The sequence below is a fragment of the Paenibacillus yonginensis genome, from assembly GCF_001685395.1.
Lineage (GTDB): Bacteria > Bacillota > Bacilli > Paenibacillales > Paenibacillaceae > Fontibacillus > Fontibacillus yonginensis.
On sequence record NZ_CP014167.1, the window covers coordinates 803825 to 827630 of the forward strand.

A 23806-nucleotide genomic window follows, 5' to 3' on the forward strand; every position below is an offset into this window, starting at 1 on the left:
AATGAATTCAACAGGCAGATTCCCAGGAAAGTTGTATAGCCAACATATGGGGATAATTGATGGTTTTGAAGGAGATCTAGGTATGGTAAATCTGCAGGATCCAAGGGTTTTGCGCACACGACAATTAATAAGGGAAGCATTCAGAGAATTGTTGCGGAATGAAGAATTTGAGGCAATAACCATAAAGGATATCGCCAAGAAAGCTACTATTAACCGCGGCACTTTTTATGCCCATTACGAAGATAAATATGCTTTGCTTGATGAAATCACGGAACAGTTCTTTTATAAGAGGGTTCCCGGACAAGTGATGAATGCTCGGGAGTTTACAGCTGAGATATGTGACCAGTTGATCTTGCTGGCATACCACTACATTGTAGACTTTTATCAGATATGCAGAATGGATTCAAAGTCGATTGCTGCACTGGTAGATGAAAAGATAAAGAAGCTGCTGCAGCAAATAATAGAAGGTATTTTATCGAAAGGGCAAAATTTCGACCGCCACCAAATTCAAATTATTTCGGCTATGATAGGCTCAACGATCTATAGCGCTGCGCATCAGTGGTTAAATGTTGAGGATAACACCCGCACCGATTTGCTTATAAACCTTGTTCGTCCCTATGTGATGAAAGGTTTAGAGCAGTATGACAGCTGCGGTAAGTATACAAACGGCTCGCCGGCAGCGCCTTGAGGGTAACACTCATTGAGCCCTTTTACATCATTTACAAGGAACAGCGGGGGCCAATTGAAAGCACACAGCGAACTGCAAAGCCTATCCCTGGAGCAGCTTTATTTGCTAGCATGCCCGCTGCCTACCGCTTCCAGGAAATTAGAGTTATGAAGAAGCAATTTTAATATTTTCTTAAACAATTTGCCCTCTTTTCTTAAGAACTTTCAGGTATGCTGGGGTTCATTAGGAAAAGGGGGATTTTTTGCGTGAAAAAAAGGGCATTTCTGATTATTATTCTGCTGTTGGCAGGTTTTAAAGGAGTGCTGCTGCTGAAACAGCATGCGGGGAGTCTCATTCATTCGGGAGTATCCGGGGCACCATCAGTCAATCAAGGGACAAGGGCAGATCAGGCTGAATACCGGACCGAGGCGGGAGCCGGAGCCGGGTCGTCAGGAGTTCAACAAGCGGGAAACCAGCCGACTGCCGGTGAGTCCGGCGAAGCTGCAGGCAAGCAGGCCCTGACTTTAAGCGAAAAACAGCTTTATAAAGGGGATTTAATCCTGGTGAACCAGGAGCACAAGCTCCATAAAGACGGCGTGATGCCCGATATCGTCCGCCTCTCCAAGCATCCTGAACTTCTGAACGGGTACGGCCTGCTGGATAACAGCATCGAGCTGTCCGCCAGCGTTACGGAGCAATTTTCCCGGATGGTGGAGGCCGCGCGAAAGGATGGGGTCGATCATTTTCTCATCAGCAGCGGATACAGGGATTTTGACAAACAAGATGAGCTTTACAATCAGATGGGCAGCGATTCCGCTTTGCCGGCTGGGTACAGCGAGCATAATTCGGGCAAATCTCTGGACATCGGTTCCACGGAGCAGCAAATGAGCAAGGCGCCTGAAGGGAAATGGCTGAAGAAAAATGCGTGGAAATACGGGTTTATTTTACGTTATCCCGAAGATAAAACTGCCATTACGGGCATCAAATACGAACCATGGCATTTTCGTTATGTCGGCCTGCCGCACAGCGCCGTTATGCAGGAGAAGAATTTTACCCTGGAGGAATATCTGGATTACATAAAGGAGCAGCAGCAAATCAAGGTGAATGTTGAGGGAACCGATTATGAAATCTTGTATATTCCGGCCGCCCAGAAGAAGGTTCAGATTCCGAACAATCGCGGCTACACCGTTTCGGGCGACAATAGCAACGGTTATATCGTAACTTTGACTATGTAGCAGGGGAAGATGCTGGAAGCAAACCTGCAACCTTTTTCCAGCTGCTGACGTCTGAGCAGATGAAATCATCAGCGATAGCCCGTGGAGGGCTGGAAGGAGCTCTGGACATGAACAATAAGAACAAGGTTATTTTGATCACCACTATACTGGGCGTGCTTGGAGCAGGAACGGCTGCTGGCGCCTCAGGTTTTACTGCTAAAGTAACCGGTTTGCTGAGAGGCGATATGAAGGTTACTGTGGACGGACAGGCCACCTCAATGAAACCTGTCGTAATTAACGGGCAGGTCTACCTGCCGGCCCGCGCCGAAGCGGAAGCGCTTGGGTATACCCTTAATTACAGCGGTTCCAAGCGGTCGATCTCGATTGATAAAAAGGATGAAGGAATCCCTGCTGTCGATCCGGAAACGCATCTGCGCAATACCGGCGTTATTGTCGGCATCGGCAAAATGGATGACAGCCGTTATCAAGTGGAGCTGCTGGGCCAGGGAGACGACCGCTGGATCTTGCTCAACGTGGACGGAGATACGGTTATCAAGAACAGCGATGGCAGCAAGGCGGCCGTGAAAGACCTTAAAGCCGGCATGAAAGTGACGGCCGAATACGGGCCGATCGTGGCCAAGTCTTATCCGGGACAATCCCATGCCGCCTCCCTGACGTTGGGTTCCCAAACACTCATCCGGGAGGACGTCATTCAAGACGTGCAGCATACGAGCGACGGTTGGGTCGTTAAGTTCGGGGAAGCCAAAGGCGGTACGTTGATCGCGACCCTGACGGTAACCTCCGGTAAAGAAACAAGCGTGCTGACCGCCGAAGGGCAGCCTGTAAGCTGGGAAGACGTTAAAGCCGGCCAAAAGGTGCGTGTATACTACGGTTCGAATGATACGGACAGTAAAATGCCGGAAGGCCCGCTTTATTACATGGTGATGCTGGACGGAAACTCTTCGAATGACAGCGGGGCATTAACGGAGGATCAGGTTAAAACCTTCCAGGACTTGGCCTGGAAGCAGATCGCCAGCAACTCCACGGTCATAACCGCCAAGAAGGACGCCAAGGTAGAACGGATCGCGGCCAAAGAGGTCAGTCTCATGACAACAACGGAGGCTCAGAAGAAAGACCTGGAAACCCTCCAGGCAGCGGGAAGCCAAGTGGTAACCGTATCTTTTAATACGAAACAGGATGCGCTCTTGGGGCCGCTGGTGCTTGCTTTTAATCCGGACACCCAGGTGTTTCTTGGATATTTTCCGAGAAAGTAATTTGGTAATTAGCAATTTGAATGCAAGGTAAGAAGAAAAAATTTAGAAATAAGGAAACAGAGCAGGTTATCCGAAGATAGCCGGCTCTGTTTTTAATTCCGGAGCGCTTTGTTTCATTGCTAGGAAATGACGATTTTTTTATTTTTTGCTGCTGACTTCAAAAGCGTTGAGGATAGAATGAAGCAACCCCGGGAATTTGTCCTCCAAATCTTTAGTCCTGATGGATATGAACCTTTGTGTTCCTTGACGGCGAACGAAGACCACCCCTGCTTCGCGAAGCGTTCTCAGGTGATGAGACATCGTCGATTTCGCTATAGGAACCTCAAAATAACTACAAGGTTTCTCCCCATTCAGTTGGATTTCGGCCACAATATTTAATCTGATGGGATCGCTAAGAGCCTGTAGTACTGAAGAAAGCTCTATTTCATTCCGTTTTGGGTGGAACAGCAACTTCATTCGAAAGTCTCCTTTTGTGTTCTACGGTGTCACTGAGCTTCGTGACTGCCCAATTAGAAGTTCATTCCAAACAAGATAAATATCGTTAACTTTGATATAAGCTTATCATTTGGAAGTACCTAATTGCATTTTAAATGATCTCATGCTATATTTCAATTGTTCGTAAATTATCGAAATATAACAAAAAGAGTGGGTGAAATCATATGAAGTCAGCATCAATTGATGTTACTTCTCCTCAAGCCAAAGAGGAAAAAACAATCAGCGAGTTCAGGAATAAAGAAAGAAGGTTTGTTCACGATACTTCTTGGTATTGCAGTTGTTCTGCAAATTATGAACACAACCATGTTCAACCTTGCAATTCCAAAGATCTCGTCACAGTTCGAATTAACACCTTCGGTTGCTTCGTTGATCGTAACGGTCTATTCTATTGTATTCGCGGTCGCAGCAATCACCTACAGCCGGCTTTCTGACTTTATTCCTCTGAGAAGAATGATGATATTTGGTCTTCTCGTATTAGGCCTGTCAGCTTTGGCAGGCATATTTAGCAGCAGTTTTATTTTCTTGCTGATCATGAGGATTATTCAAGCTATAGGCGCCGGCTCCGTGCTTTCATTAGGAATGGTGTTATTTACACGTTATATTCCTGTTGAACGGCGCGGCAAAGCTATGGCCTTTATTATGTCGGCTGTTTCACTGGGACTTGGTCTTGGACCGGTAATTGGCGGTATGATTGTTGATTACTTGGGCTGGCGTTATTTATTTGCAGTCATTGCCTTAGTTTTGCTCCTTATTCCGTTTTTCTATGTACTTATGCCGCGGGAAGTCCCTAAGAAGGGAGTTTTTGACACTCTGGGTGCCATTTTTATAGCAATTGGTACATCCGGAGTTCTGCTCTACCTGACCAATCATTATTTGATTGCTTTGTTCCTGGGTATTATTGGGATTATTTTGTTTATTATTCGGATTCGCACCAGCGCACATCCGTTCGTCCAGCCCTCTTTGTTTCGAAACGGCCGATACTTGAGCCTTGCTTTAACCGGTGTATTTTCTTATATGGTTAGTTTTGGGATTTTGTTCTTGATCCCTCAGGTTCTGGTGCACCGCTTTGGTTTTACGGCTAGTCATGCGGGGTTTATTATTTTCCCGGGTTCACTGTGTGCGATTATTGCTTCTCGTAAAGTAGGTTCTATTATCGATCGTCATGGTAACTCGTCTCTTCTCCGTTTTATGCCGCTTGTTCTGTTAACAGGTACAGTTTTATTCGCGTTGTTTGCTGCGGATTCATGGCTGTCTATTTTATTTTTCTACATTCTGGTTAGCTTGAGTTTCTCTACCCTGACAAGCAGCGTTTCGAACCAGATTTCTAGGGTTCTCCAGGGACCGCAGGTTGGTGCGGGAATGGGTTTGTATCAGCTTTTGCAGTTCTTCAGTGGTGCCTTCAGTGTCGCTCTGGCATCAAGTGCTATGGAATGGCAAAAGGGACGGGTACTTCAAGTAGTTTATACGAATATCTTCTGGGGAATGGCCTTATTGGCGGTTATCTGCGTGTTGTGCTCCTTATTCTACAGCCGTAGCTCTTCCCTGGCTGCCGAATCTAACAAAGGGTCTGTCCCAAATTAATCCTGTTATGAAAATAGGAAAATAGCGCCTGATACAAAGGCCCTGAAGCGGACGTCTCAAATCCTCAAACTAGCTTTAAAGAGAGCAGATTATCAAAAGATAATCTGCTCTCTTTTACAAATAAATAAGATTTTGAGAAGTAGTTGGAGATATATACCGCAACCACTTCTGTTTTTTTATGTTACTGCCCTTACCAGCTTTGTTTACAAACCAGATAATTTTTTACATATACCAAAAGATCCGGTGACTTTATCTTAACAAACGAGATTTATAGTGAGTAGGACAAAGCTTCGCCTAACCCCATTCTTGAAAGTTAAAGGAGGCCTCGTGATGAGCGAGCTGGACAATCAGCTGAACATACCCATTGCAGGGAAACCAGCGGCTGAGGTTGCCTATAGTCGAACGGCGTCGCTGAAGAAATTGAGGTTTAAGGAAAACGCCCTGGCCTATACGTTTCTAGCGCCATCCCTGATTTTATTTATCGTTTTCCTGTTCTATCCGCTGGTTAAGTCGGTTTATCTCAGTGTACACAGCACAGACCCTACCGGCCGTATCGCCGCTTTTGTCGGATTCGAGAATTTTGCGGATTTATTCTCCTCCGGTTTATTTATCAGCGGAATAAAAATTACGGCTTTGTTTGCTTTGCTGACGGTTCCTACCGGCATTCTGCTGGCCTTGATTTTGTCGGCGCTGACCCATCATCTGCTGCGGGGCAAACGATTTTTTCAATTTGCCTTCTCGCTACCGATGGTCATTTCGGTGGGTTCCGCCAGCGTCATCTGGAAGTTTCTGTTCCATCCCACGCTCGGCATGCTGAATTACCTGCTCGAGAAGGTGGGCATGACTCCAGTTCAGTGGCTGATCGATCCGCACTTCGCGCTGTTGTCCATTTCCATTATGACCATATGGATGAATTTGGGATTCAATTACATCATTTTATCCAGCGGCATGCAGGGGCTGCCTGATGAAATTTACGAAAGCGCCAAGATCGACGGCGCGGGACCGCTGCGAGTTTTTTACCGGATCACAATGCCGCTGCTTTCGCCGACTTTGTTTTTTGTGCTGGTGGTATCGACCATCAGCGCGTTCCAGTCCTTTGGTCAAATCAATATTTTGACCCAGGGCGGACCAGTGAATGCCACCAACGTGTTCGTTTATTCGATTTACCAGGAATCCTTCATCAACTTCCGCTTCGGAACGGGCAGCGCGCAAGCGATCATGCTGTTCCTGGTCATCATGCTGCTGACCTTAATCCAGTTCAAATGGGTGGAAAGGAAAGTGCACTATCAATGAGAAAGTTTACAGCCGCGCAAGCCTTGTCCTACCTGCTGCTCCTTGCGGCAGCCGTCATGGTGCTGTATCCGGTGGTATACAGCCTCTTTATGTCTGTCATGTCGCAGGCTGAAGCCAGTGCTTATCCGCCCAGCCTGTTCCCGCATACTTTTCATTTAGCGAATATGCAGGAAGTATTCCATATCGTGCCGATCGCGGTGTTTATCGGGAATACCTTCCTCGTATCCGGCATTGTGATGGTGGGCCAGCTCATAACCTCCAGTCTGGCGGCTTATGCTTTTGCCAAGATGGAATTCAAGGGCAAGGGATTGATGTTCAGCTTGTTTGTTGCGACCATGATGGTCCCTTGGGAAGTCACGATGATTCCGAACTATTTGACGGTTCGTGGTCTGGATTGGCTGGATACTTATCAAGGCCTGACCCTTCCTTTTCTGGCGACAGCGTTCGGCACCTTTATGCTGCGGCAGTTCTTCCTGCAAATTCCGAAAGAGCTGTTTGAGGCGGCCCGCATGGACGGCTGCGGACATTTCCGCTATTTTCTGCTTCATATGCTGCCTTTGTCCCGGCCGGCGCTTGGCACACTTGCCGTTTATTCTTTCCTGAATATGTACAACTCTTATCTGTGGCCGCTGCTTATCACGAACAGCAAACCGATGAGGACCATCCAGATCGGCATTTCGATGCTCGAATTCCAGGAGAGCACCTCCTGGAACCTCGTTTTTGCCGGCATTACGCTGGCGATTCTGCCTTCCTTGATTCTGCTGGTTTTTGGCCTGAAGCAGCTGGTGCGCGGGATGGCGGCAGGAGCGCTCAAGGGTTGAGCTCAAGCAAACTAGAAGTATCAAGCGGTCTTTGCCGCTTCATATAAACCAACAAATATACAATAACTAAGGGAGAGATCTGTGCATGAAGGGGTTTCGTTTCAAGAAAAGTTTGCTTCTGCTGACTACGGCTTTGACTGTAGCCTTGGCAGGATGCGGTTCCAATTCCGGCAGCGGCAATGCGGGCGCAAGCTCAAACAACGGCGGCGGCAATAATGGCACGGCCAGCAACAATTCCGGTACGGCAGCTGCTGCAACGGCAGCCCCTGCCCCTGTTAAACTCACATGGTGGCACTCCATGTCGGGAACCAACGAGAAGGCGATTAATGAAATCGTGTCTGATTTCAACGCAAGCCATCAGGACATCCAGGTTGAAGCCGTATTCCAGGGCAGCTATGACGAAAGCTTGAATAAACTCAAAGCTTCGATCGGATCGAACAGTGGCCCCGACCTGATGCAAGTGTACGAAATCGGCAGTAAATTCATGATCGATTCCAAACTGATTACGCCGGTTCAACAATTTATTGATGCAGACAACTACGATCTGTCCCAGCTGGAACCCAACATTACCCGTTACTATACTATTGACGGTAAGTTGAACGCGATGCCGTTTAATACTTCCAACCCGATCCTGTATTACAACAAAGACGCCTTTAAAGCGGCCGGACTTGATCCGGAGAACCCGCCAAAGACGTACGAGGATTTCGAGAAAGCGGCCAAGGCTTTGGCTAAAAACGGCAAACCAGCTGCCTCGATCGCGATTTACGGCTGGTTTATGGAGCAGTTCTTCGCCAATCAAAATGCCGACTACGTCAACAACGGCAACGGCCGTGAAAGCACAGCTACGGAATCACTGCTTAATTCCGACGCCGGCGTAAAAACGCTGGAATGGTGGAAACGGATGCTGGATGAGAAAGCCGTCTCCAACCTGGGACGGAAAACAGACGATACTGACGCCGCGTTTGCTGCAGGGCAAATCGCTATGACGCTTGATTCCACAGCTTCCCTGCGCAACATCGTACAATCCGTTGGCGGCAAGTTCGAAGTAGGCACAGGTTTCCTGCCTAGACCTGCTGACGCTAAAGAAGGCGGCGTGGTTGTGGGCGGCGCCAGCTTGTATATCATGAACAACAAACCTGAAGAAGAACAAAAAGCAACATGGGAATTCATCAAATATTTGGCCACCCCTGAAGTTCAGGCGAAATGGAGCGTAAATACAGGTTACTTCCCGATCACAAAAGCAGCTTACGATCAACAGGTATTGAAGGACAACATGGCTAAATATCCGCAGTTCCAAACGGCTGTTGATCAGCTGCATGCTTCTACGGAATCCACGGCTACTTCGGGCGCGGTAATGGGCGTATTCCCGGAAGCCCGCCAAATCGTGGAAGGCGCTATTGAAGCAGCACTGAACGGCCAGAAAGAACCAAAAGCAGCTTTGGATGAGGCTGCTAAACAAATTACAGATAAAATTGCTCAATACAACAAAACCGTTCAGAATTAAGCTCGAGAGGAATAAGAAGGATCAAACAAGAAATTAGGCACAGCTTGTGACGTATCCCTCGGCCCGGACTGCAGGAAGGAAATGTTCCTCCCTTGCGGACAGGCCGGGGGATTTTTCTAATGTCTTATACCGGAGTTTGCACATAAGGACTCTGCCGGATCATCTGGATGAAGTGATCAGCTGCGGCCGACAAGGGTTCCTTCCTCCGGGTACATACGCCGATGGTGTTCCGAAGCCGGATCCCCTCTACGTCCACCCTGCATAACGCGCCTCGCTCTACGTAATCGCGCACCACCAGCGAAGAAACAAAGCTGGCCCCATAACCGGCAACGACGGAGGTAATGGCTTCGTGCAGGCCGTTAAACTGCAGGGCCACACGGGGAGCCGGCAGATTATAGGTACGGCACAGGGAGAATAACCGCTCACGGGTGGAGCTTCCTTCTTCCCGCATGACAAAAGGCTGCTTGACCATCTCCTCCAAGCCGATCTTCCGGCCGGCATAAGGATGCAGCGGAGAGACAACAAACCACAGCTCGTCTTCAAACAGCTGCTCCATTTGAATGCTGTCCTCCCACTCTTCCGCTGCGCCTCCAAATACCGCCATATCTGCCTCCATATTTAGCAGCAGCTTCATGGCACCGGCCGAATTGGTGGTGGTGATGGACATTTCGACCTGCTCGTATTTTTGTTTGAAACCCGCAATCCATGCGGGAAGCAGAAAATTTGCGGGCAGATAGGTAGCCGCAAGCCTGATGGCACCTTTGGCGCCGGACTGGTAATCCAGCACGAGCTGTTCGATCTGCTGCTCAACGGCAAACAGGCGCGTTGCATGGGCGGCTAATTTTTCACCGGCTTCCGTCAGCGCGATTCCCCTGCCCTGGGGTTTCAGAAGGTTTAGACCGAGCTCCTTCTCGAATTTCTTCACCTGCGCGGTAATGGCCGGCTGGCTGATATTCAGCTGCTCCGAAGCCCGGGTTACGCTGCCTGATGAAGCAATGACATGGAACAGACGCAAGGCATGCAGATTCAAAATGGACAATCCCCTTTCATAACTTATATATATGATTAAGAATAAAAGATATATTATATTTATTGTTTGTATTCCCATACACTATACGTGTAAAGAACAACAAAAACAAGGAGCGGATGACAATGGGATGGCAGAAATTGTGGACGCAAGTAGATGGTTACATGGCGGATCGTTTGGTCGCTGAAGATGAAGTGCTGAAGCGGGTTTGGCAAAACAACAGAGAAGCCGGACTCCCTGAAATCGACGTCGCGCCTAATCAGGGACAGCTGCTGCAGCTGCTCGTGCGGATGCAGGGGGCACAACGGATTCTGGAGATCGGCACGCTGGGAGGCTACAGCACGGTTTGGATGGCCCGAGCTCTTCCGGAAGACGGCGAGCTGGTCACGCTGGAATATGATCCTCATCATGCAGAGGTAGCCCAGCAGAATCTGGAGCTGGCAGGCGTAAGCGACAAGGTGACAATCCGGGTAGGAGCGGCGCTTGATGAGCTTGCGAAAATGGAACAGGAGCGGGCCGGCGATTTTGATTTTATCTTTATCGATGCCGACAAACCAAACAATCCGGGGTATCTGGAGTGGGCCTTGAAATTTTCGCACCCTGGAACAGTTATTGTCGGGGACAATGTGGTGCGCGGCGGGGAGATCTTGAATCCAAACAGCGAAGATCCGCGGGTAAGAGGGGTGCAGAACTTTTTCGACATGCTGGCTAAAGAACCCCGCGTCACCGCAACCGCCCTGCAAACGGTTGGGATCAAAGGTTATGACGGGTTTATGATGGGGATTGTGAACGGATAAGCTTATAACAACCAGACCCGTAAATATTTGAATAAGGATTATCATATCGTTCTGACTTAAGCTACAATAGAGGAAAATCAGCAAACAGGAACGCGCAAGGGAAAGGACAACCATCTATGACGACTAGGCTTTATTACGGCGATGCCGGATTACGGGAATGGACAACAACGGTTACGGACAGGCAGGAGCGTGATGGCGGTTATTATGTCCAGCTGGAGGAGACGGCTTTTTATCCGGAGGGCGGGGGACAGCCGTCGGATACCGGCAGGATTAACGGGATTCAGGTGCTTGAAGTGCAGGCGGACGACAAGGAAACCATCTGGCACCGGGTTGAAAGTTTTCTGGAGGAAACCGAGGTTCGATGTGTCCTAGATGGGGAGCGGCGGTTTGACCATATGCAGCAGCACAGCGGACAGCATTTGCTTTCCGCCGTCTGTTTGAGCCTGCATGGAGCGGCGACATTAAGTTTTCACATGGGGACCGATTATGCCACCATCGACGTGGAGGCTCCGGAATTGAGCCCTTCGCAGCTGGATGCGCTGGAGCAGGAGGTTAACCGGCACATTTATGAGGACCGGAAAATTACCGCTTATTTCGTCAGCCGGGAGGAAGCGGCTTCGCTGCCGCTCGTCAAACAGCCAAAGGTCATGAACAACATCCGAATCGTGGAAATCGACGGCATTGAATATAATGCCTGCGGCGGGACCCATGTTTCTTCGACCGGAGCCATCGGTATGATCAAGCTGCTTAAAGCCGAGAAGCAGAAGGGACATACCCGGATATACTTCAAATGCGGGAGCCGGGCGCTTAAGGAATTTAACGATAATCTGGTTATTCTAAACGCGCTGGCCGCCAAATTTAATACCGGCAAAGAGGAGATCCTGGACCGCTTTGCCAAATGGGAGCAGGAACAGCAGACACTGAAATCGGAGCTCGCGGTACTAAAGGAGCAGAATGACCAATACGTGTCCAAGGAGCTGCTAACGGGGGCTAACGAGGGGGTAATCGGGCAGGTTTTTGAAGAAAAAACGCTTAAGGACGCCCAGAACCTGGCCGTCAAGCTGGCGGCGGACAGCGGTCTTCCTGTCCTGTTCCTGACCGGCATCGACAACAAGGTGTTGCTTGCGTACGGCGGGAAAGGGGAACTCTCCTGCGGCGCGTTCTTTAAAGCCCACCTGGCCGAATATCACGGCAAAGGCGGCGGAAGCGACAAGATGGCTCAAGCCGGATTCGGCAGCCGGGAAGAGGCGGAGCGTTTTTATCAATTTGCTGTAAATGCAGTCGCACTGAAACCTTTAGACCAATAACCTGGCAGTTCGAGCATAAAGGAAAGAGGGTGTCCCCCAAGTAACCTGGGAACACCCTCTTTTTTTATGTGCAGAAACCAGCTTATGAGCAGAAACCCGACTCTAATCAGGCAACCGGATATTCGCTCAGGAATAAAGCCATCATCCGGCTGATGGCGCGTTCTCCGTCAACACCAAGGCAGAAATCGACAGGCCGCCCGACATGCGGTTTGGCTCTCCGGTCGGTGACGACCATGCCGGCCACCTGCTCACCTTCCGTTGCAATAAAAGCGTGCAGATTTTGAGTTGTAACCAGGCTTGGATTCTCGGCGACCAAAACGGCGAGCAAATCATGCATCGGGCAGGCGCCGATCAAGTGGTTGGCCTCCTGGTAGAACCGGAAATAATGCTCGAGTGAATCGCGGAGGAAAGCCACCATCGGCTGCTTAGCAGCCGGGGCATGCTCCAGCAGGTATCCCAGCTGATGCCGGGTCAGCAGCGTCTGGAGGGTGACGTCAAGCCCGACGATGGTCAGAGGCATGCCGGATTGAAAAACAGCCGCCGCCGCTTCGGCGTCCCCGGCGAAATTGGCTTCAGCTACCGGAGATACGTTGCCGGGCACCAGGACGCTGCCGCCCATAACGACAACCTGCTTGAACATGCCGGCAATGCCGGGATCAAGCTCCAGAGCCAAAGCCAGGTTGGTCATGCGGGCCAGCGTAACCAGCGTAATTTCGCCGGGATATTTATGAGCCATCTCAACGATGTATTCGGCTGCCGACTGGCGGATCACCTGCTGGTTGGATGCGGGCAGCTCGGCGCCGCCGATGCCGTTGTGGCCGTGCACATGCTCGGAGAACCGGACGTCGGTTCGGACTAGCGGATGAGCGGCCCCTTTGGCGACGGGAATGTCATTTTCCAAGCCGGCTAATTTTAATAATCTTAACGTGTTGTCCGTGGCTTGCTCGACATCGATATTGCCGAAGCAGGTTGTGATGCCCTCGACTTGGATTTCAGGCGAAAGCAGGGCATAAAGAAGCGCGATCGCGTCGTCGATGCCGGTGTCCGCATCCAGAATCATACGTTGCTTATTCATATATTTCCTCCAAATATAAACGAAAAATAAGATGTTAGGGGAAAGACCCCCGTCCTATTATCAGGGATACGACAGAAGAGGACAAGACGTGAGCGGAAAAAGCTTAATAAAACTTATTTGAGTAAGTAGCGGTCTGTTTTGAGCGGCGCGGCTTGACAGGGGATGGCGGGTATGGATAAAATGAAATCATGGATTTAGTAAATTAGTAATTTAGTTAATTAGTAAATGAATAAACGAGAAAGTCCCTAACCTGGTGACAGCAAATAAATCGAAGGTGGCCTTTACATGAAAATTCCTACCAGTCTTAAACATAAGCCGGTTATTGTTTCCGAGAATTATGAAAATGTGGACGGCAGATACGCCGGAGAAACGGACGCCAAAGGCCTGTCCCTGGGTTTGGCCCAATGGAATGACCGCGGCAAGGTGGATATTTCCGCCAAGGTCTGGCGGTACACCGGGGAGAAGTGGTCAAGACAGTCCGAGGAGCTGCCGCTCCACCGGGTGCTTGACCTGGCGATTTTGGTGACGAGCAGCATGGCCCATTTTCGTGAAGCGTACCGGTATGAAGATTTGTATGATCCGGAGAATCCGGTTATTGACCGCGTGGGCCTGCAGGGGGACGCCATGACGGTTGCGGTGGCTACGGACAACGACAAAATCAAGGAAGACATCAAACTGTTCAGCCAGGCGCTTAGCGATGACAGCGAGCTGATCGGAGAACGCCTGCGGACGCTGTCGCGAATTTTAAAGGAAATGGGATATTAATCGAAGGGACTTTTTAATAACAGGGGAGGGGTAATTCGTGTCTTTGGACAAACAGCGCAAGAAGGAATTGGCATCACAGTACACCCAGACGTTTCGCAGAATGGGCATTTATCAAATCCGGAATACAGTGAATGGAAAAAGATTAGTCGCTTCCGCGATGGATCTGGACGGCGCCCGCAATCGTCTGGCCTTTACCCAGCAGAACAACGTAAACAGCATGGGTGCGCTGCAGCAGGACTGGAACCGGTACGGGGGAGCAAGTTTTGTGTTCGAAGAGCTGGATGAGATCAAGCCGGAAGAAGATTTTGCCGATGCCGCCGGATTGGAGAAATACAAAGGAGAGCTCGAAGCGCTGCTGGAAATGTGGATCGAGAAACTCCAGCCGTTCGGGGATCAGGGATACAATAAACGCCCCAAATAAGGGAAAAGATAAAATCGTTCTGCTCTGAATAAGAGGGGGCGATTTTTTTTATAAAAGGAATTGATTTGTAAATTTATGGGTTTGACTTGGAGTTCACTCCAACGGGTATGATGATCGTGTTAACCGAATTTCGAGCCATAGCAGGGGAGGTCGCCAAGTGTACGGGTTTGATCATAACCGGTCCTACACCATTGCCGAAATTGCCGAACAGACCGGTCTTTCGCCGGATACGCTCAGGTATTACGAGAAAATCGGGCTGATTCTTCCGCCGGAACGTGGGTATAGCGGGCAGCGCAAGTATAGTCCAGCGGACTTAAGCAAAATCGTATTCGTCACTCATCTCAGAAACACGCGCATGCCGCTTAAGAAGATTCAGGAATATATTGAAGCTTATAACGTACAGAATGAGGAAAAATGCTACGCCCTGCTGGACGAGCACCGGCAGACCGTTGAATCGGAAATTGAGGAATGGAAAGCCACGCTGGATTTGCTGAAGTACAAGCTGGAGCATTTCCAGGAAGTGAAAGACGGCAAGTTATCGAAAGGAGCAGATCAACATGAAGACAAATGACACGATTACACCTCAGGAGCCGCTGAATACCGGTTTCGGACCGCGCACAACGGCGGCGGAAGCGGTTGGGAAGGTCAATCTAGAAGGGAAGGTCGCCATCGTCACGGGCGGTTATTCCGGACTGGGGCTTGAAACCACGCGGGTATTGGCCGCTGTAGGAGCCAAGGTGATCGTGCCGGCGCGTACGCCTGAGAAAGCCAAGGCCGCCCTGGCTTCGATTCCCGGGGTGGAGCTGGAAATGCTGGATCTGATGGATCCGGCTTCTATCGACGCTTTTGCCGAGCGGTTTGTCCGCTCCGGACGGCCATTGCATATTTTGGTCAACAGCGCAGGGGTCATGGCTTCGGAGGAGGCTTATGACAGCCGCGGGTATGAGCAGCAATTTGCCGTGAACCACCTGGGCACTTCCAATTGACGGCCCGGCTGTGGCCCGCGCTTAAAGCTGCCGGCGGCGCCAGAGTGGTGTCCGTATCCTCCAAAGGACACCGGCTTGGAGGCGTAGATTTCGACGATTTGTTCTTTAAAAATAAACCTTACAGCAAGTGGGCGGCTTACGGGCAGGCCAAAACGGCTAACGCGTTGTTTGCGGTAGAGCTGGACCGCAGGGGCCAAAAGGAAGGGGTGCGGGCCTTTTCGGTGCATCCAGGCAGCATCCTTACGGATCTGGCCCGTCATCTTTCTGACGATGAGCTGATGGCGATGGGGGCAGTTAACGGGCAAGGCGAACGTGGATACGCTGCTTATGACAATGAGCGGAAAACGGTTCCCGAAGGCGCGGCGACCATCGTCTGGTGCGCAGTGAGTCCGATGCTGGACGGAAAGGGCGGCGTTTATTGCGAAAACGTGGATATCGCCCGCCAGGTTGAACCCGGGAAAGAAGGCGAGCCGAATATGTCCGGCGTCTGTTCCTGGGCGGTTGACCCGGAAGCCTCTGCCCAGTTATGGAACGTCAGCGAGCAGTTGACGGGCGTAAATTTTGAAACAAACTAACCCGGTGCAAGCAGGATTACAGAAAAGGCGTCTCCGTTAATCGGGGATGCTTTTTCTTAGTGTGCCACGCATGGCGATTAACTAGGTGGTGAAAGTCCACTGTGGGGGTTTGTAGTTACCAACCACTAGCCAAGAGCAAGGGTGTCCACCGCGAGGTGGAATCCAAAGGAAGCTGGAGGCAAACTTCCGGCCCAAGGAACACGAACATCATCAGGCATAGGATACGGGATGAGTCTGCTAAACAAGACGAAGTCCAATTAACTACACGGACGTACCAATGTAAATGATGTGGGTATATGGAAGGAAAGTGAATCGTCTTACCGTGGGAGGTCTCATGGACGTGAGGAGATGCACTTCGAATCACGGTTGAAACAAGATTTATCATGAGAAGTCAGCAGACGCCATAGTACCGCGAACAGTCGACGGTTCGAGGGAAGGGCTGAACCTTAGGAGGTGAAGTCAATGAAAGTTACCGAAACAGGAGCCAAGGGCAGCCAACTTCTAACGGAAGACTCTTTGCAAAAGAATAGTGCGGAACACGAAGGATATGCGGGAGTGCACAGTCCTGCGAGGATAACCGAAACCGACGACACCAACGCAACCGAGTCGAAGGACCGGTTGCTTGAGAAAATCGTTAGCAGGGACAACTTGAACGAAGCATTCAAGAGAGTCAAAGCGAACAAGGGATCGCACGGAATCGACGGGATGGGAGTAGATGAACTTCTACAATATCTCAGAGACAACGGCGAGACCATCAAGCAACTGATCTTGGGCGGCAAGTACCGCCCGAATCCCGTTCGAAGGGTAGAGATTCCCAAAGAGAACGGAAAGAAGAGAAACCTTGGCATCCCAACAGTGGTTGACCGAGTCATCCAGCAGGCAATCGCCCAAGTGCTTACGCCAATTTATGAGAGGCAGTTTTCAGACAACAGCTACGGATTCCGACCCAAACGGAGCGCACACCACGCGATGAAACGAAGCCAACAATACGTGCAAGAGGGATATCGTTACGTGGTGGATATGGACTTGGAGAAATACTTTGACACCGTCAACCAAAGCAAGCTTATCGAGGTGCTTTCAAGAACGATCAAAGACGGACGAGTGATCTCGCTCATCCATAAGTATCTCCGGGCGGGAGTCGTCGTGAAGCATAAGTTTGAGGACACGGAAATCGGCGTACCGCAGGGAGGGAACCTAAGTCCGATTCTCAGCAATATCATGCTGAATGAATTGGACAAGGAACTGGAAGCAAGAGGACATCGATTCGTGCGATACGCAGACGATATGCTCATATTCTGCCGGAGCAGGAGGAGTGCGGAGCGTACCCTGACGAAAATTCTCCCTTACATCGAGAAGAAGTTGTTTCTCAAGGTAAACCGGGAGAAAACGATTGTGGACGATGCGACAAAAGTTAAATTTCTTGGCTTCTCATTCTACCAGAGCAAAGGGGAAACGCGGGTCAGAATCCATCCCAAATCCGTATCCAAGATGAAAGCTAAAGTGAAAGAGCTAACGTCGAGAAGCAACGGAATGGGCAACACCGACCGGGCGCTGAAGCTTAGGCGTTACATCATGGGATGGGTAAATTATTTCAAGCTTGCTGACATGAAACAACTACTCCAAACCACTGATAAATGGATGAGAAGGCGTATCCGAATGGTCTTCTGGAAGCAATGGAAACGAGTGAGGACGAAACTCGAAAGGCTTATATCGCTCGGAATTCATGAACAGAAGGCGTGGGAATACGCAAACACAAGAAAGGGCTATTGGAGAATCTCCAATAGCCCAATCCTCTCGAAGTCCCTCGGTAACAATAGGCTGAAGAACCTCGGATTCCTTTTCTTTTCTGATTATTATCGACAAGTTACTGCGCATTCCTAATGGAACCGCCGTATACCGAACGGTACGTACGGTGGTGTGGGAGGTCGGCTGCCCAATTAATGGGTAGCCTCCTACCCGATTTGATTTCCTCATAATATTAAAGGAATAGCGATAACATTTTACATAAGTCATGATTTCTCTAAATTTTGAGGCGATAAAATAGTTTGTACTCATTCGTAAACATGGAGGTAATCTGGTGAACAACTTTTTAAATATTGCCCACAGGGGAGCATCCGGCTATTGTCCGGAAAATACGATGGCAGCGTTTAAGCGTGCTATTGAGCTTGGCGCAAACGGCATCGAAACTGATGTGCAAATGACGGCTGACGGTCATCTGGTGCTTATTCATGACGAAGGGCTGCAAAGAACCGCCGGTTCGCCGAAGCGGGTCAAAGACGTGACCTTGGAAGAGCTCCGCACTTTGGACGCAGGCTCCTGGTATGACCCATCTTTTGCCGGAGAACGGGTGCCAACGCTTCGCGAGCTGCTGGAATTGGTGCTGCCGACCTCTGTCCAGGTCAATATTGAACTGAAGAACGGGATCGTGCAATATCCGGGGCTGGAAGAAGCCGTTATCCAGGAAGTCCGCGAACTCGGATTAAGCGACCGGATCATTATTTCCAGCTTTAATCATTATTCGCTGGTGAAATGCAAACAGCTGGCACCGGAAATCCGGACAGGCGTGTTATACATGGAAGGTTTATATGAGCCTTGGAAATATGCGGCCGGTTTGGGGGCGGATGCGCTGCATCCTCACTACTTTGCCGTGCTGCCTGAATGGGTGGCGGCTTCGGCGGAACAGAACATCGCTTACCATCCTTTTACCGTTAATAAGGAAGAGGACATGAAGCGGCTGCTAGAAGCCGGCGTTGCGGCCATCATCACCGATTATCCCGACAAGCTCGGCAGCCTGCTGCAGGTGAAGAACAAGTAAAGTCACGTTAGGAAAATGGTCAGGGGCACGCTTTTAAATGAAAAAAATCCCTCCTTGCTGCAAGTTCAGCAAGGAGGGATTTTTTTGCTCCAGAATCAGCCTGTTTTAATTTCCCGGTTTGCCCGTCTCGTTTCGATGGCTTCCTCGTAATCCCGAATCAGGCCGTCGAAGATGCTTTCCCAGGATTGGCGGAGCGCATGGTTGCGCGCTTCACGCCCCATATCAGCAAGCAGGGAAGGCAGCGCCGCGAGCCTGCTGATCTCTTCGGCCAGCACATCGGCGCGGCGCGGCTCCACGAGGCTGCCGGTAACGCCCGGCATAACGAGATCCTTGACCCCGCCTGCATTCACGCCAATAACGGGCAGTCCGGAAGCCATTGCTTCCAGGACGACGTTCCCGAACGTTTCCGTGCTGGACGGAAACACAAACAGGTCGGCGGAGGCGTACAGCTCCGCCAGTTCCTCGCCGTGTTTGTACCCAGTGAAGGTGACGTTGCCTGGGACCTGGCTTCTCAGCTCGGGCAGCATCGGCCCATCGCCGACTACCAGCAGATGCATCTGCGAGCGGACGTTGTCCGGCAGCTGCTGCATAGCCTGGGCCAAGGTAGCGATATCCTTCTCCGGCGCGATCCGGCCAACGAACAGCAGCAGCAGCGGGGCGGTGATCCCGTAGCGTTCCTTGACGCTGTCAGTGTTGCGTGCAGCCGGGGTGTAGAACGTACAGTCGACGCCGCGAGACCAAAGACGAAGCCGCTGGAATCCCTGCATGCGAAGCGTGTCTATCGTTTCCTGGGAGGGAGCAAAGGTGGCATCGCAGGTCTGGTGAAACCATCTCATGTATCTCCAGTACAGGGGAACGATTTTCTGCAGGCGGTAATATTCGAGATACCGGTCGAAATGAGTATGATAGGAGATGACATGAGGCAGGTTATGGGTGTTGGCATAACGAAGTCCGCATAATCCAAGGTTAAACGGGGTCGCCATGTGAAGCAGATCAGGCTGAAAAGCGCTGAGCTGCTTGCGGATGGCCGGCAGATTCGGCAGCGCCAGGCGGCATTCCGGATAGAGCAGAAAGGGAATGCTTGCAATCGGGCGGATCGAACCGGCGTATTGCTCCTCGGGAGCCGATTTCGGGGTAAACAAAAGATGTTCGATGCCTCTGCGTTCCAAATGCCGGGTCAGCCGGTTGAGCGTCAGAGCAACACCGTTCGTCTGCGGGAAAAAGGTGTCCGTAAACAAGGCTAATCGCATGGATGACCTCCTCACTACTCGTATTCCTCTTATCTTAGTCTTTAAATATTCAGCACAAATCAAATGGATGTTAAGGCAATAAAAATCCCTTTACTTTAATGAAAAAGGAATACGGCTTTTGCCTTCAGCATAAGCGCTGGGCCCTTCGGTTAAAGGGCGATGAAAGTTTTTTGAATTATTTTGAATGAATTTGATTGATTTTGATTGATTTTATGTTATGATAAAAGCAGTTGGAGGTATGCATATGCTGACTGAAGAACGCTACAACTTAATTTTACAGCGCTTACATGATCAGGGGATTGTAAAACTGCAGGAGCTGGTAGACTTGATAGGCGCTTCGGAATCCACGATCCGCCGGGATTTGGTTGATTTGGAGAGCAGGCGGCTGCTCAAGCGGGTTCATGGAGGAGCCAGCTTGCCCGGGGAGAAAAGCAAAGAACCGGGTATCGAAGAGAAAACGTTCAAAAACGTTCAGGAGAAAGCAGCTATCGCCCGGATGGCAGCCAAGCAGCTGCAGGACGGGGAATGTATCTATCTGGATGCAGGAACGACAACTCTGGCCATGATTTCCTTCATTGAGGCCCGTGACATCACGGTTGTGACAAACGGCTTGTCGCATGTAGAAGCCCTGGTGAGCAAACAGATTCGCAGCTATTTGTTAGGCGGAATGATGAAAACGCATACGAAAGCGGTGATCGGCAGCATTGCGCTCCAGAATATCGACAACTTCCGGTTTGATAAATGTTTTCTCGGCACAAACGGGGTGGATCCCGAAATGGGATATACGACACCCGATCCTGAAGAGGCTTTGATCAAACGAAGGGCCCATGAATTATCCGGCCAATCTTATGTGCTGGCGGATGCCAGCAAGTTTGGTGAAATCACTTTCGCCAAGCTGTTCGATCTGGAGGAAGCCGTATTGATTACTGACAGGATGCCGGAACGCTGGAGAACCTCCATCACACAGAAAACCAACATAATTGAGGGATAACCATGATATATACGGTAACGCTGAATCCTTCCATCGATTTTATCGTGGAAGTGGAAGATTTCAAACTGAACGGCTTGAACAGGATGACGAGGGATTTGAAGCTGCCCGGCGGCAAAGGCATTAACGTCTCCCGGGTGCTGAACCGGCTCGGAACTGACAACACTGCAGTCGGCTTTATCGGCGGATTTACGGGCTGCTACGTGGAGGATTGCTTGAAAGCCGAATCCGTACGGACCGGTTTTGTTAAAGTCCAGCAGGACACCCGGATCAACATCAAGCTGAAGCACGGGGAAGAGACGGAGATCAACGGACTTGGACCCGCCATCCGTGAAGAGGATGCCTTGCAGCTGCTGCGGCAGCTGGAGGGGGTGGGTGTAGGCGATGTATTGGTGCTTTCGGGGAGTGTGCCTCCTTCACTCGGGGAAGATTTTTACGACCGATTGATCGAGGGATGCCAGCGGAAGGGGGCTGAATTTGTCATCGACACCACGGGGGCAGCCTTAAGAAACGCCTTGAAGCACAAGCCGCTTCTGATTAAACCCAATCACCATGAATTAGCGGAGCTGTTTGGCGTCACGCTGAAGGACAAAACCGAAGTTGCTGCCTACGGCCGCAAGCTGCTTGAGCTGGGAGCACAGCACGTTCTTGTCTCCATGGCAGGAGAGGGTGCTTTGCTGCTCACAGAAACAGAAACCTACGAAGCCAACGTACCGGCCGGCCGGGTACGAAATTCCGTAGGTGCGGGGGATTCCATGATCGCCGGATTTATCAGCGCATGGACCGAAGGCAAAGGTTTGCTGGAAGCTTTCCGGACAGGGGTGGCTGCCGGCAGCGCAACCGCCTTTTCCGATGATCTGGCCACAGGGGAATATATCCGCGAATTACGTTCGCAAGTCCATCTTACGAAATGGAATTAACGGGTGCAGGGAAATCGATATTAGCTAAGGGGAGAAAGTCATGAAAATCACGGATCTGATGATTAAAGAAACGATGATTATGAATCTGAAGGCGGTAACGAAAGAAGCGGCCATCGATGAACTGATCGCTAGTCTGGCCGCGCATGGCCGGATCAACGATCCGGTTTTGTTCAAGGAAATGATTTTGAAGCGGGAAGCGGAGGCCAGCACCGGCATTGGCGGAGGCATTGCGATGCCTCACGCCAAAACGAAGGCGGTCAACGAAGCGACGGTTGTTTTTGCCAAAAGCGAAAAAGGAGTCGATTACGATACGTTGGACGGAGAGCCTGCAACCCTCTTCTTTATGATTGCCGTACCGGAAGGTGCAGGAAATGTGCATTTGCAGACGTTGGCTTCGCTTTCCAAGCTGCTGATTGACAGCGGTTTCATCGAACAGCTGCAAGCCGCTTCCACGCCTGACGAGGTGGCGGCCTTGTTTAACGGGAAACAGCAGGAAGAAGCGGGGGCTCAAGACGACTCATCAAAATCCGAACCGTCTGGATCGAAAGCTGACGAATCCGATGATTTTGTAGTTGCCGTTACAGCTTGTCCTACTGGCATTGCCCATACTTATATGGCCGAAGATGCCTTAAAGAAAAAAGCGGCCGAGCTCGGTGTGCAGATCCGTGTGGAAACCAACGGCTCGGAAGGCGCAAAAAAACGTGCTGACCGCCGAGGAAATCCGCCGGGCCAAAGGGGTTATTATCGCCGCCGACAAGCAGGTCGAAATGAGCCGCTTCGACGGCAAGCCGCTGCTGCAGAGACCGGTAAGCGACGGCATCCGCAAACCGCAGGAGCTGATTGAGAAAGCGCTGCGCGGAGATGCGCCGGTTTACCGCAGCACAGGGGCCAAAGCCGAGCCGAACACTTCTTCCGGCCAAGGCAAATCAAGCGTAGGCAGTAAAATTTACAAAGATTTGATGAACGGGATTTCCCACATGCTGCCGTTTGTGGTTGGAGGCGGTATTCTGATCGCGATTTCCTTCCTGTTTGAACAGGTAGGAGGAGCGGACAATCCGATTTACAAACTGCTGATGACCATTGGCGGAGATGGAGCGTTCCACTTTCTGATTCCGATTCTGGCCGGCTTTATTGCGATGAGCATCGGCGACCGTCCGGCTCTGATGCCCGGCATGGTCGGCGGCCTGATGGCAGTCAACTCGAATTCCGGTTTCCTTGGCGGTCTGGCGGCAGGTTTCCTGGCCGGTTATATTGTCATCGGTTTGCGGAAAGTATTTGCCGGTCTGCCGAAAACGCTGGACGGCCTGAAGCCGATCCTTCTGTATCCGGTTGTTGGCCTGCTGATAACCGGCGTAATCATGTATTACATCTTTGATCCTGTCTTCAGCACCATCAACGAATGGGTGGTTTCCGGCCTGAATAACCTGGGCACCGGCTATGCCGTCTTGCTTGGCCTCGTTCTGGGCGGCATGATGTCCATCGACATGGGGGGGCCTTTCAATAAAGCGGCTTATACTTTTGCGATCGGCGTATTTACCTCAAGCGGCAACACCAACGGTACGATGATGGCAGCCGTTATGGCAGGCGGCATGGTTCCGCCTCTCGCCATTGCGCTTGCGACGACATTGTTCAAACGCAAATTTACGGAAGATGAGCGAAAATCCGGCATAACGAACTATGTACTCGGTTTGTCCTTCATTACGGAAGGCGCGATCCCGTTTGCGGCGGCCGATCCGCTGCGCGTGCTTACTTCCTGCATCCTGGGTTCTGCGGTGGCCGGTGGCCTGACCCAGCTGTGGCACATCAATATTCCGGCTCCGCACGGCGGCATTTTTGTGGCAGCTCTGGCCAATCACGCTTTGCTGTTCCTGCTGGCGGTGGTAATTGGAGCTGTGTTGTCCGGCCTGATACTCGGCATTTGGAAAAAAGCTCTGGATCCCGAGCGGAACCAGGCTCTATAAGGAGACCAAGGAAGAAACCGGCAGCCGCATGGCTGCCGGTTTCTGTACGAGGTCACCAGTCCGGCTCGGC

The 23806-nt window shown here is 50.8% G+C and carries 22 protein-coding genes and 1 pseudogene; 19 read left to right on the forward strand and 4 right to left on the reverse strand.

The genetic code is table 11. The features are described from left to right. Position 1 precedes the first annotated feature (1 nt). The 3 genes from AWM70_RS03680 to AWM70_RS03690 all read left to right on the forward strand — a co-directional run bounded on the left by AWM70_RS03680 (position 2) and on the right by AWM70_RS03690 (position 3155). Positions 2-688, forward strand: coding sequence for a TetR/AcrR family transcriptional regulator (locus AWM70_RS03680; protein ID WP_237167822.1), 687 nt, complete (start codon positions 2-4; stop codon positions 686-688). Between the two features lie 245 nt (positions 689-933). Further along, entirely contained in the window at positions 934-1902 is a 969-nt protein-coding gene (locus AWM70_RS03685) for a M15 family metallopeptidase (RefSeq protein ID WP_068694397.1), read from the forward strand. Between the two features lie 107 nt (positions 1903-2009). Next, entirely contained in the window at positions 2010-3155 is a 1146-nt protein-coding gene (locus AWM70_RS03690; RefSeq protein ID WP_068694398.1) for a stalk domain-containing protein, read from the forward strand. Between the two features lie 138 nt (positions 3156-3293). On the opposite strand, the gene AWM70_RS03695 is transcribed toward AWM70_RS03690, so the two are convergent. Beyond that, a complete protein-coding gene (locus tag AWM70_RS03695; RefSeq protein ID WP_068694399.1) occupies positions 3294-3611 on the reverse strand; it encodes an ArsR/SmtB family transcription factor in 318 nt (105 codons plus the stop codon). 222 nt (positions 3612-3833) lie between these two features. Between AWM70_RS03695 and AWM70_RS03700 the strand changes: the two genes are divergently transcribed. The 4 genes from AWM70_RS03700 to AWM70_RS03715 all read left to right on the forward strand — a co-directional run bounded on the left by AWM70_RS03700 (position 3834) and on the right by AWM70_RS03715 (position 8849). Beyond that, positions 3834-5231 carry an MFS transporter gene (locus AWM70_RS03700; protein ID WP_068694400.1) on the forward strand — a complete coding sequence of 466 codons (1398 nt, stop codon included), beginning with the start codon at positions 3834-3836 and terminating at the stop codon, positions 5229-5231. Positions 5232-5561: 330 nt separating this feature from the next. Next, a complete protein-coding gene (locus AWM70_RS03705; protein ID WP_068694401.1) occupies positions 5562-6524 on the forward strand; it encodes a carbohydrate ABC transporter permease in 963 nt (320 codons plus the stop codon). Continuing rightward, on the forward strand, positions 6521-7345 hold the full coding sequence (locus AWM70_RS03710) for a carbohydrate ABC transporter permease (RefSeq protein ID WP_068694402.1): 825 nt from the start codon (positions 6521-6523) through the stop codon (positions 7343-7345). The genes AWM70_RS03705 and AWM70_RS03710 overlap by 4 nt, the downstream gene beginning before the upstream one ends. An 85-nt stretch (positions 7346-7430) precedes the next feature. Next, complete coding sequence (locus AWM70_RS03715; RefSeq protein WP_068694403.1) at positions 7431-8849, forward strand: ABC transporter substrate-binding protein; 1419 nt, start codon at positions 7431-7433, stop codon at positions 8847-8849. A 124-nt stretch (positions 8850-8973) separates the two neighbouring features. On the opposite strand, the gene AWM70_RS03720 is transcribed toward AWM70_RS03715, so the two are convergent. Then, positions 8974-9879, reverse strand: coding sequence for a LysR family transcriptional regulator (locus AWM70_RS03720; RefSeq protein WP_068694404.1), 906 nt, complete (start codon positions 9877-9879; stop codon positions 8974-8976). A 122-nt stretch (positions 9880-10001) separates the two neighbouring features. On the opposite strand from AWM70_RS03720, the gene AWM70_RS03725 reads away from it, so the two are divergent. Continuing rightward, positions 10002-10673 carry an O-methyltransferase gene (locus AWM70_RS03725; protein WP_068694405.1) on the forward strand — a complete coding sequence of 224 codons (672 nt, stop codon included), beginning with the start codon at positions 10002-10004 and terminating at the stop codon, positions 10671-10673. 116 nt (positions 10674-10789) lie between these two features. Further along, positions 10790-11980, forward strand: coding sequence for an alanyl-tRNA editing protein (locus tag AWM70_RS03730; protein ID WP_068694406.1), 1191 nt, complete (start codon positions 10790-10792; stop codon positions 11978-11980). Between the two features lie 106 nt (positions 11981-12086). Here AWM70_RS03730 and AWM70_RS03735 read toward each other — a convergent pair whose 3' ends face one another. Beyond that, positions 12087-13055: a nucleoside hydrolase gene (locus AWM70_RS03735; RefSeq protein WP_068694407.1), complete on the reverse strand. Its 969-nt coding sequence runs from the start codon at positions 13053-13055 to the stop codon at positions 12087-12089. A 285-nt stretch (positions 13056-13340) separates the two neighbouring features. On the opposite strand from AWM70_RS03735, the gene AWM70_RS03740 reads away from it, so the two are divergent. The 7 genes from AWM70_RS03740 (at position 13341) to AWM70_RS03765 (ending at position 18617) form a co-directional block, all read left to right on the forward strand. Next, complete coding sequence (locus AWM70_RS03740) at positions 13341-13820, forward strand: DUF6530 family protein (RefSeq protein ID WP_068694408.1); 480 nt, start codon at positions 13341-13343, stop codon at positions 13818-13820. Positions 13821-13857: 37 nt separating this feature from the next. Then, on the forward strand, positions 13858-14241 hold the full coding sequence (locus tag AWM70_RS03745) for a GIY-YIG nuclease family protein (protein ID WP_083180116.1): 384 nt from the start codon (positions 13858-13860) through the stop codon (positions 14239-14241). Between the two features lie 157 nt (positions 14242-14398). Further along, on the forward strand, positions 14399-14812 hold the full coding sequence (locus AWM70_RS03750; RefSeq protein WP_068694409.1) for a MerR family transcriptional regulator: 414 nt from the start codon (positions 14399-14401) through the stop codon (positions 14810-14812). After that, positions 14799-15227: an SDR family NAD(P)-dependent oxidoreductase gene (locus AWM70_RS24165; protein ID WP_335582143.1), complete on the forward strand. Its 429-nt coding sequence runs from the start codon at positions 14799-14801 to the stop codon at positions 15225-15227. Before AWM70_RS03750 ends, AWM70_RS24165 begins: the two co-directional genes overlap by 14 nt. Continuing rightward, positions 15224-15802: an SDR family NAD(P)-dependent oxidoreductase gene (locus AWM70_RS24170; protein ID WP_335582144.1), complete on the forward strand. Its 579-nt coding sequence runs from the start codon at positions 15224-15226 to the stop codon at positions 15800-15802. The genes AWM70_RS24165 and AWM70_RS24170 overlap by 4 nt, the downstream gene beginning before the upstream one ends. A gap of 462 nt (positions 15803-16264) precedes the next feature. Continuing rightward, the gene (gene ltrA, locus AWM70_RS03760) at positions 16265-17683 is read left to right on the forward strand and encodes a group II intron reverse transcriptase/maturase (RefSeq protein ID WP_068693838.1); all 1419 of its coding nucleotides are present in this window, start codon (positions 16265-16267) and stop codon (positions 17681-17683) included. Positions 17684-17879: 196 nt separating this feature from the next. Next, on the forward strand, positions 17880-18617 hold the full coding sequence (locus AWM70_RS03765; RefSeq protein ID WP_068694410.1) for a glycerophosphodiester phosphodiesterase: 738 nt from the start codon (positions 17880-17882) through the stop codon (positions 18615-18617). Positions 18618-18712: 95 nt separating this feature from the next. Here the strand turns inward: AWM70_RS03765 and AWM70_RS03770 are convergent, their stop codons facing one another. Beyond that, complete coding sequence (locus AWM70_RS03770; RefSeq protein ID WP_068694411.1) at positions 18713-19867, reverse strand: glycosyltransferase family 4 protein; 1155 nt, start codon at positions 19865-19867, stop codon at positions 18713-18715. Positions 19868-20111: 244 nt separating this feature from the next. Between AWM70_RS03770 and AWM70_RS03775 the strand changes: the two genes are divergently transcribed. From AWM70_RS03775 to AWM70_RS03785, 3 genes and pseudogenes are all read left to right on the forward strand, one after another. Next, positions 20112-20858, forward strand: coding sequence for a DeoR/GlpR family DNA-binding transcription regulator (locus AWM70_RS03775; protein ID WP_068694412.1), 747 nt, complete (start codon positions 20112-20114; stop codon positions 20856-20858). Positions 20859-20860: 2 nt separating this feature from the next. Next, on the forward strand, positions 20861-21775 hold the full coding sequence (gene pfkB, locus AWM70_RS03780; protein ID WP_068694413.1) for a 1-phosphofructokinase: 915 nt from the start codon (positions 20861-20863) through the stop codon (positions 21773-21775). Positions 21776-21815: 40 nt separating this feature from the next. Then, positions 21816-23736, forward strand: a pseudogene (locus tag AWM70_RS03785) (PTS fructose transporter subunit IIABC). Positions 23737-23806: the final 70 nt, after the last annotated feature.

What these genes read in the sequence shown, in the direction of transcription:
- AWM70_RS03680 (WP_237167822.1), top strand. Translation starts at nt 2, where the DNA reads ATGAATTCAACAGGCAGATTCCCAGGAAAGTTGTATAGCCAACATATG.
- AWM70_RS03690 (WP_068694398.1), top strand. Translation starts at nt 2,010, where the DNA reads ATGAACAATAAGAACAAGGTTATTTTGATCACCACTATACTGGGCGTG.
- AWM70_RS03695 (WP_068694399.1), bottom strand. Translation starts at nt 3,611, where the DNA reads ATGAAGTTGCTGTTCCACCCAAAACGGAATGAAATAGAGCTTTCTTCA.
- AWM70_RS03700 (WP_068694400.1), top strand. Translation starts at nt 3,834, where the DNA reads ATGTTACTTCTCCTCAAGCCAAAGAGGAAAAAACAATCAGCGAGTTCA.
- AWM70_RS03705 (WP_068694401.1), top strand. Translation starts at nt 5,562, where the DNA reads ATGAGCGAGCTGGACAATCAGCTGAACATACCCATTGCAGGGAAACCA.
- AWM70_RS03710 (WP_068694402.1), top strand. Translation starts at nt 6,521, where the DNA reads ATGAGAAAGTTTACAGCCGCGCAAGCCTTGTCCTACCTGCTGCTCCTT.
- AWM70_RS03715 (WP_068694403.1), top strand. Translation starts at nt 7,431, where the DNA reads ATGAAGGGGTTTCGTTTCAAGAAAAGTTTGCTTCTGCTGACTACGGCT.
- AWM70_RS03725 (WP_068694405.1), top strand. Translation starts at nt 10,002, where the DNA reads ATGGGATGGCAGAAATTGTGGACGCAAGTAGATGGTTACATGGCGGAT.
- AWM70_RS03730 (WP_068694406.1), top strand. Translation starts at nt 10,790, where the DNA reads ATGACGACTAGGCTTTATTACGGCGATGCCGGATTACGGGAATGGACA.
- AWM70_RS03735 (WP_068694407.1), bottom strand. Translation starts at nt 13,055, where the DNA reads ATGAATAAGCAACGTATGATTCTGGATGCGGACACCGGCATCGACGAC.
- AWM70_RS03740 (WP_068694408.1), top strand. Translation starts at nt 13,341, where the DNA reads ATGAAAATTCCTACCAGTCTTAAACATAAGCCGGTTATTGTTTCCGAG.
- AWM70_RS24165 (WP_335582143.1), top strand. Translation starts at nt 14,799, where the DNA reads ATGAAGACAAATGACACGATTACACCTCAGGAGCCGCTGAATACCGGT.
- ltrA (WP_068693838.1), top strand. Translation starts at nt 16,265, where the DNA reads ATGAAAGTTACCGAAACAGGAGCCAAGGGCAGCCAACTTCTAACGGAA.
- AWM70_RS03770 (WP_068694411.1), bottom strand. Translation starts at nt 19,867, where the DNA reads ATGCGATTAGCCTTGTTTACGGACACCTTTTTCCCGCAGACGAACGGT.
- AWM70_RS03775 (WP_068694412.1), top strand. Translation starts at nt 20,112, where the DNA reads ATGCTGACTGAAGAACGCTACAACTTAATTTTACAGCGCTTACATGAT.
- pfkB (WP_068694413.1), top strand. Translation starts at nt 20,861, where the DNA reads ATGATATATACGGTAACGCTGAATCCTTCCATCGATTTTATCGTGGAA.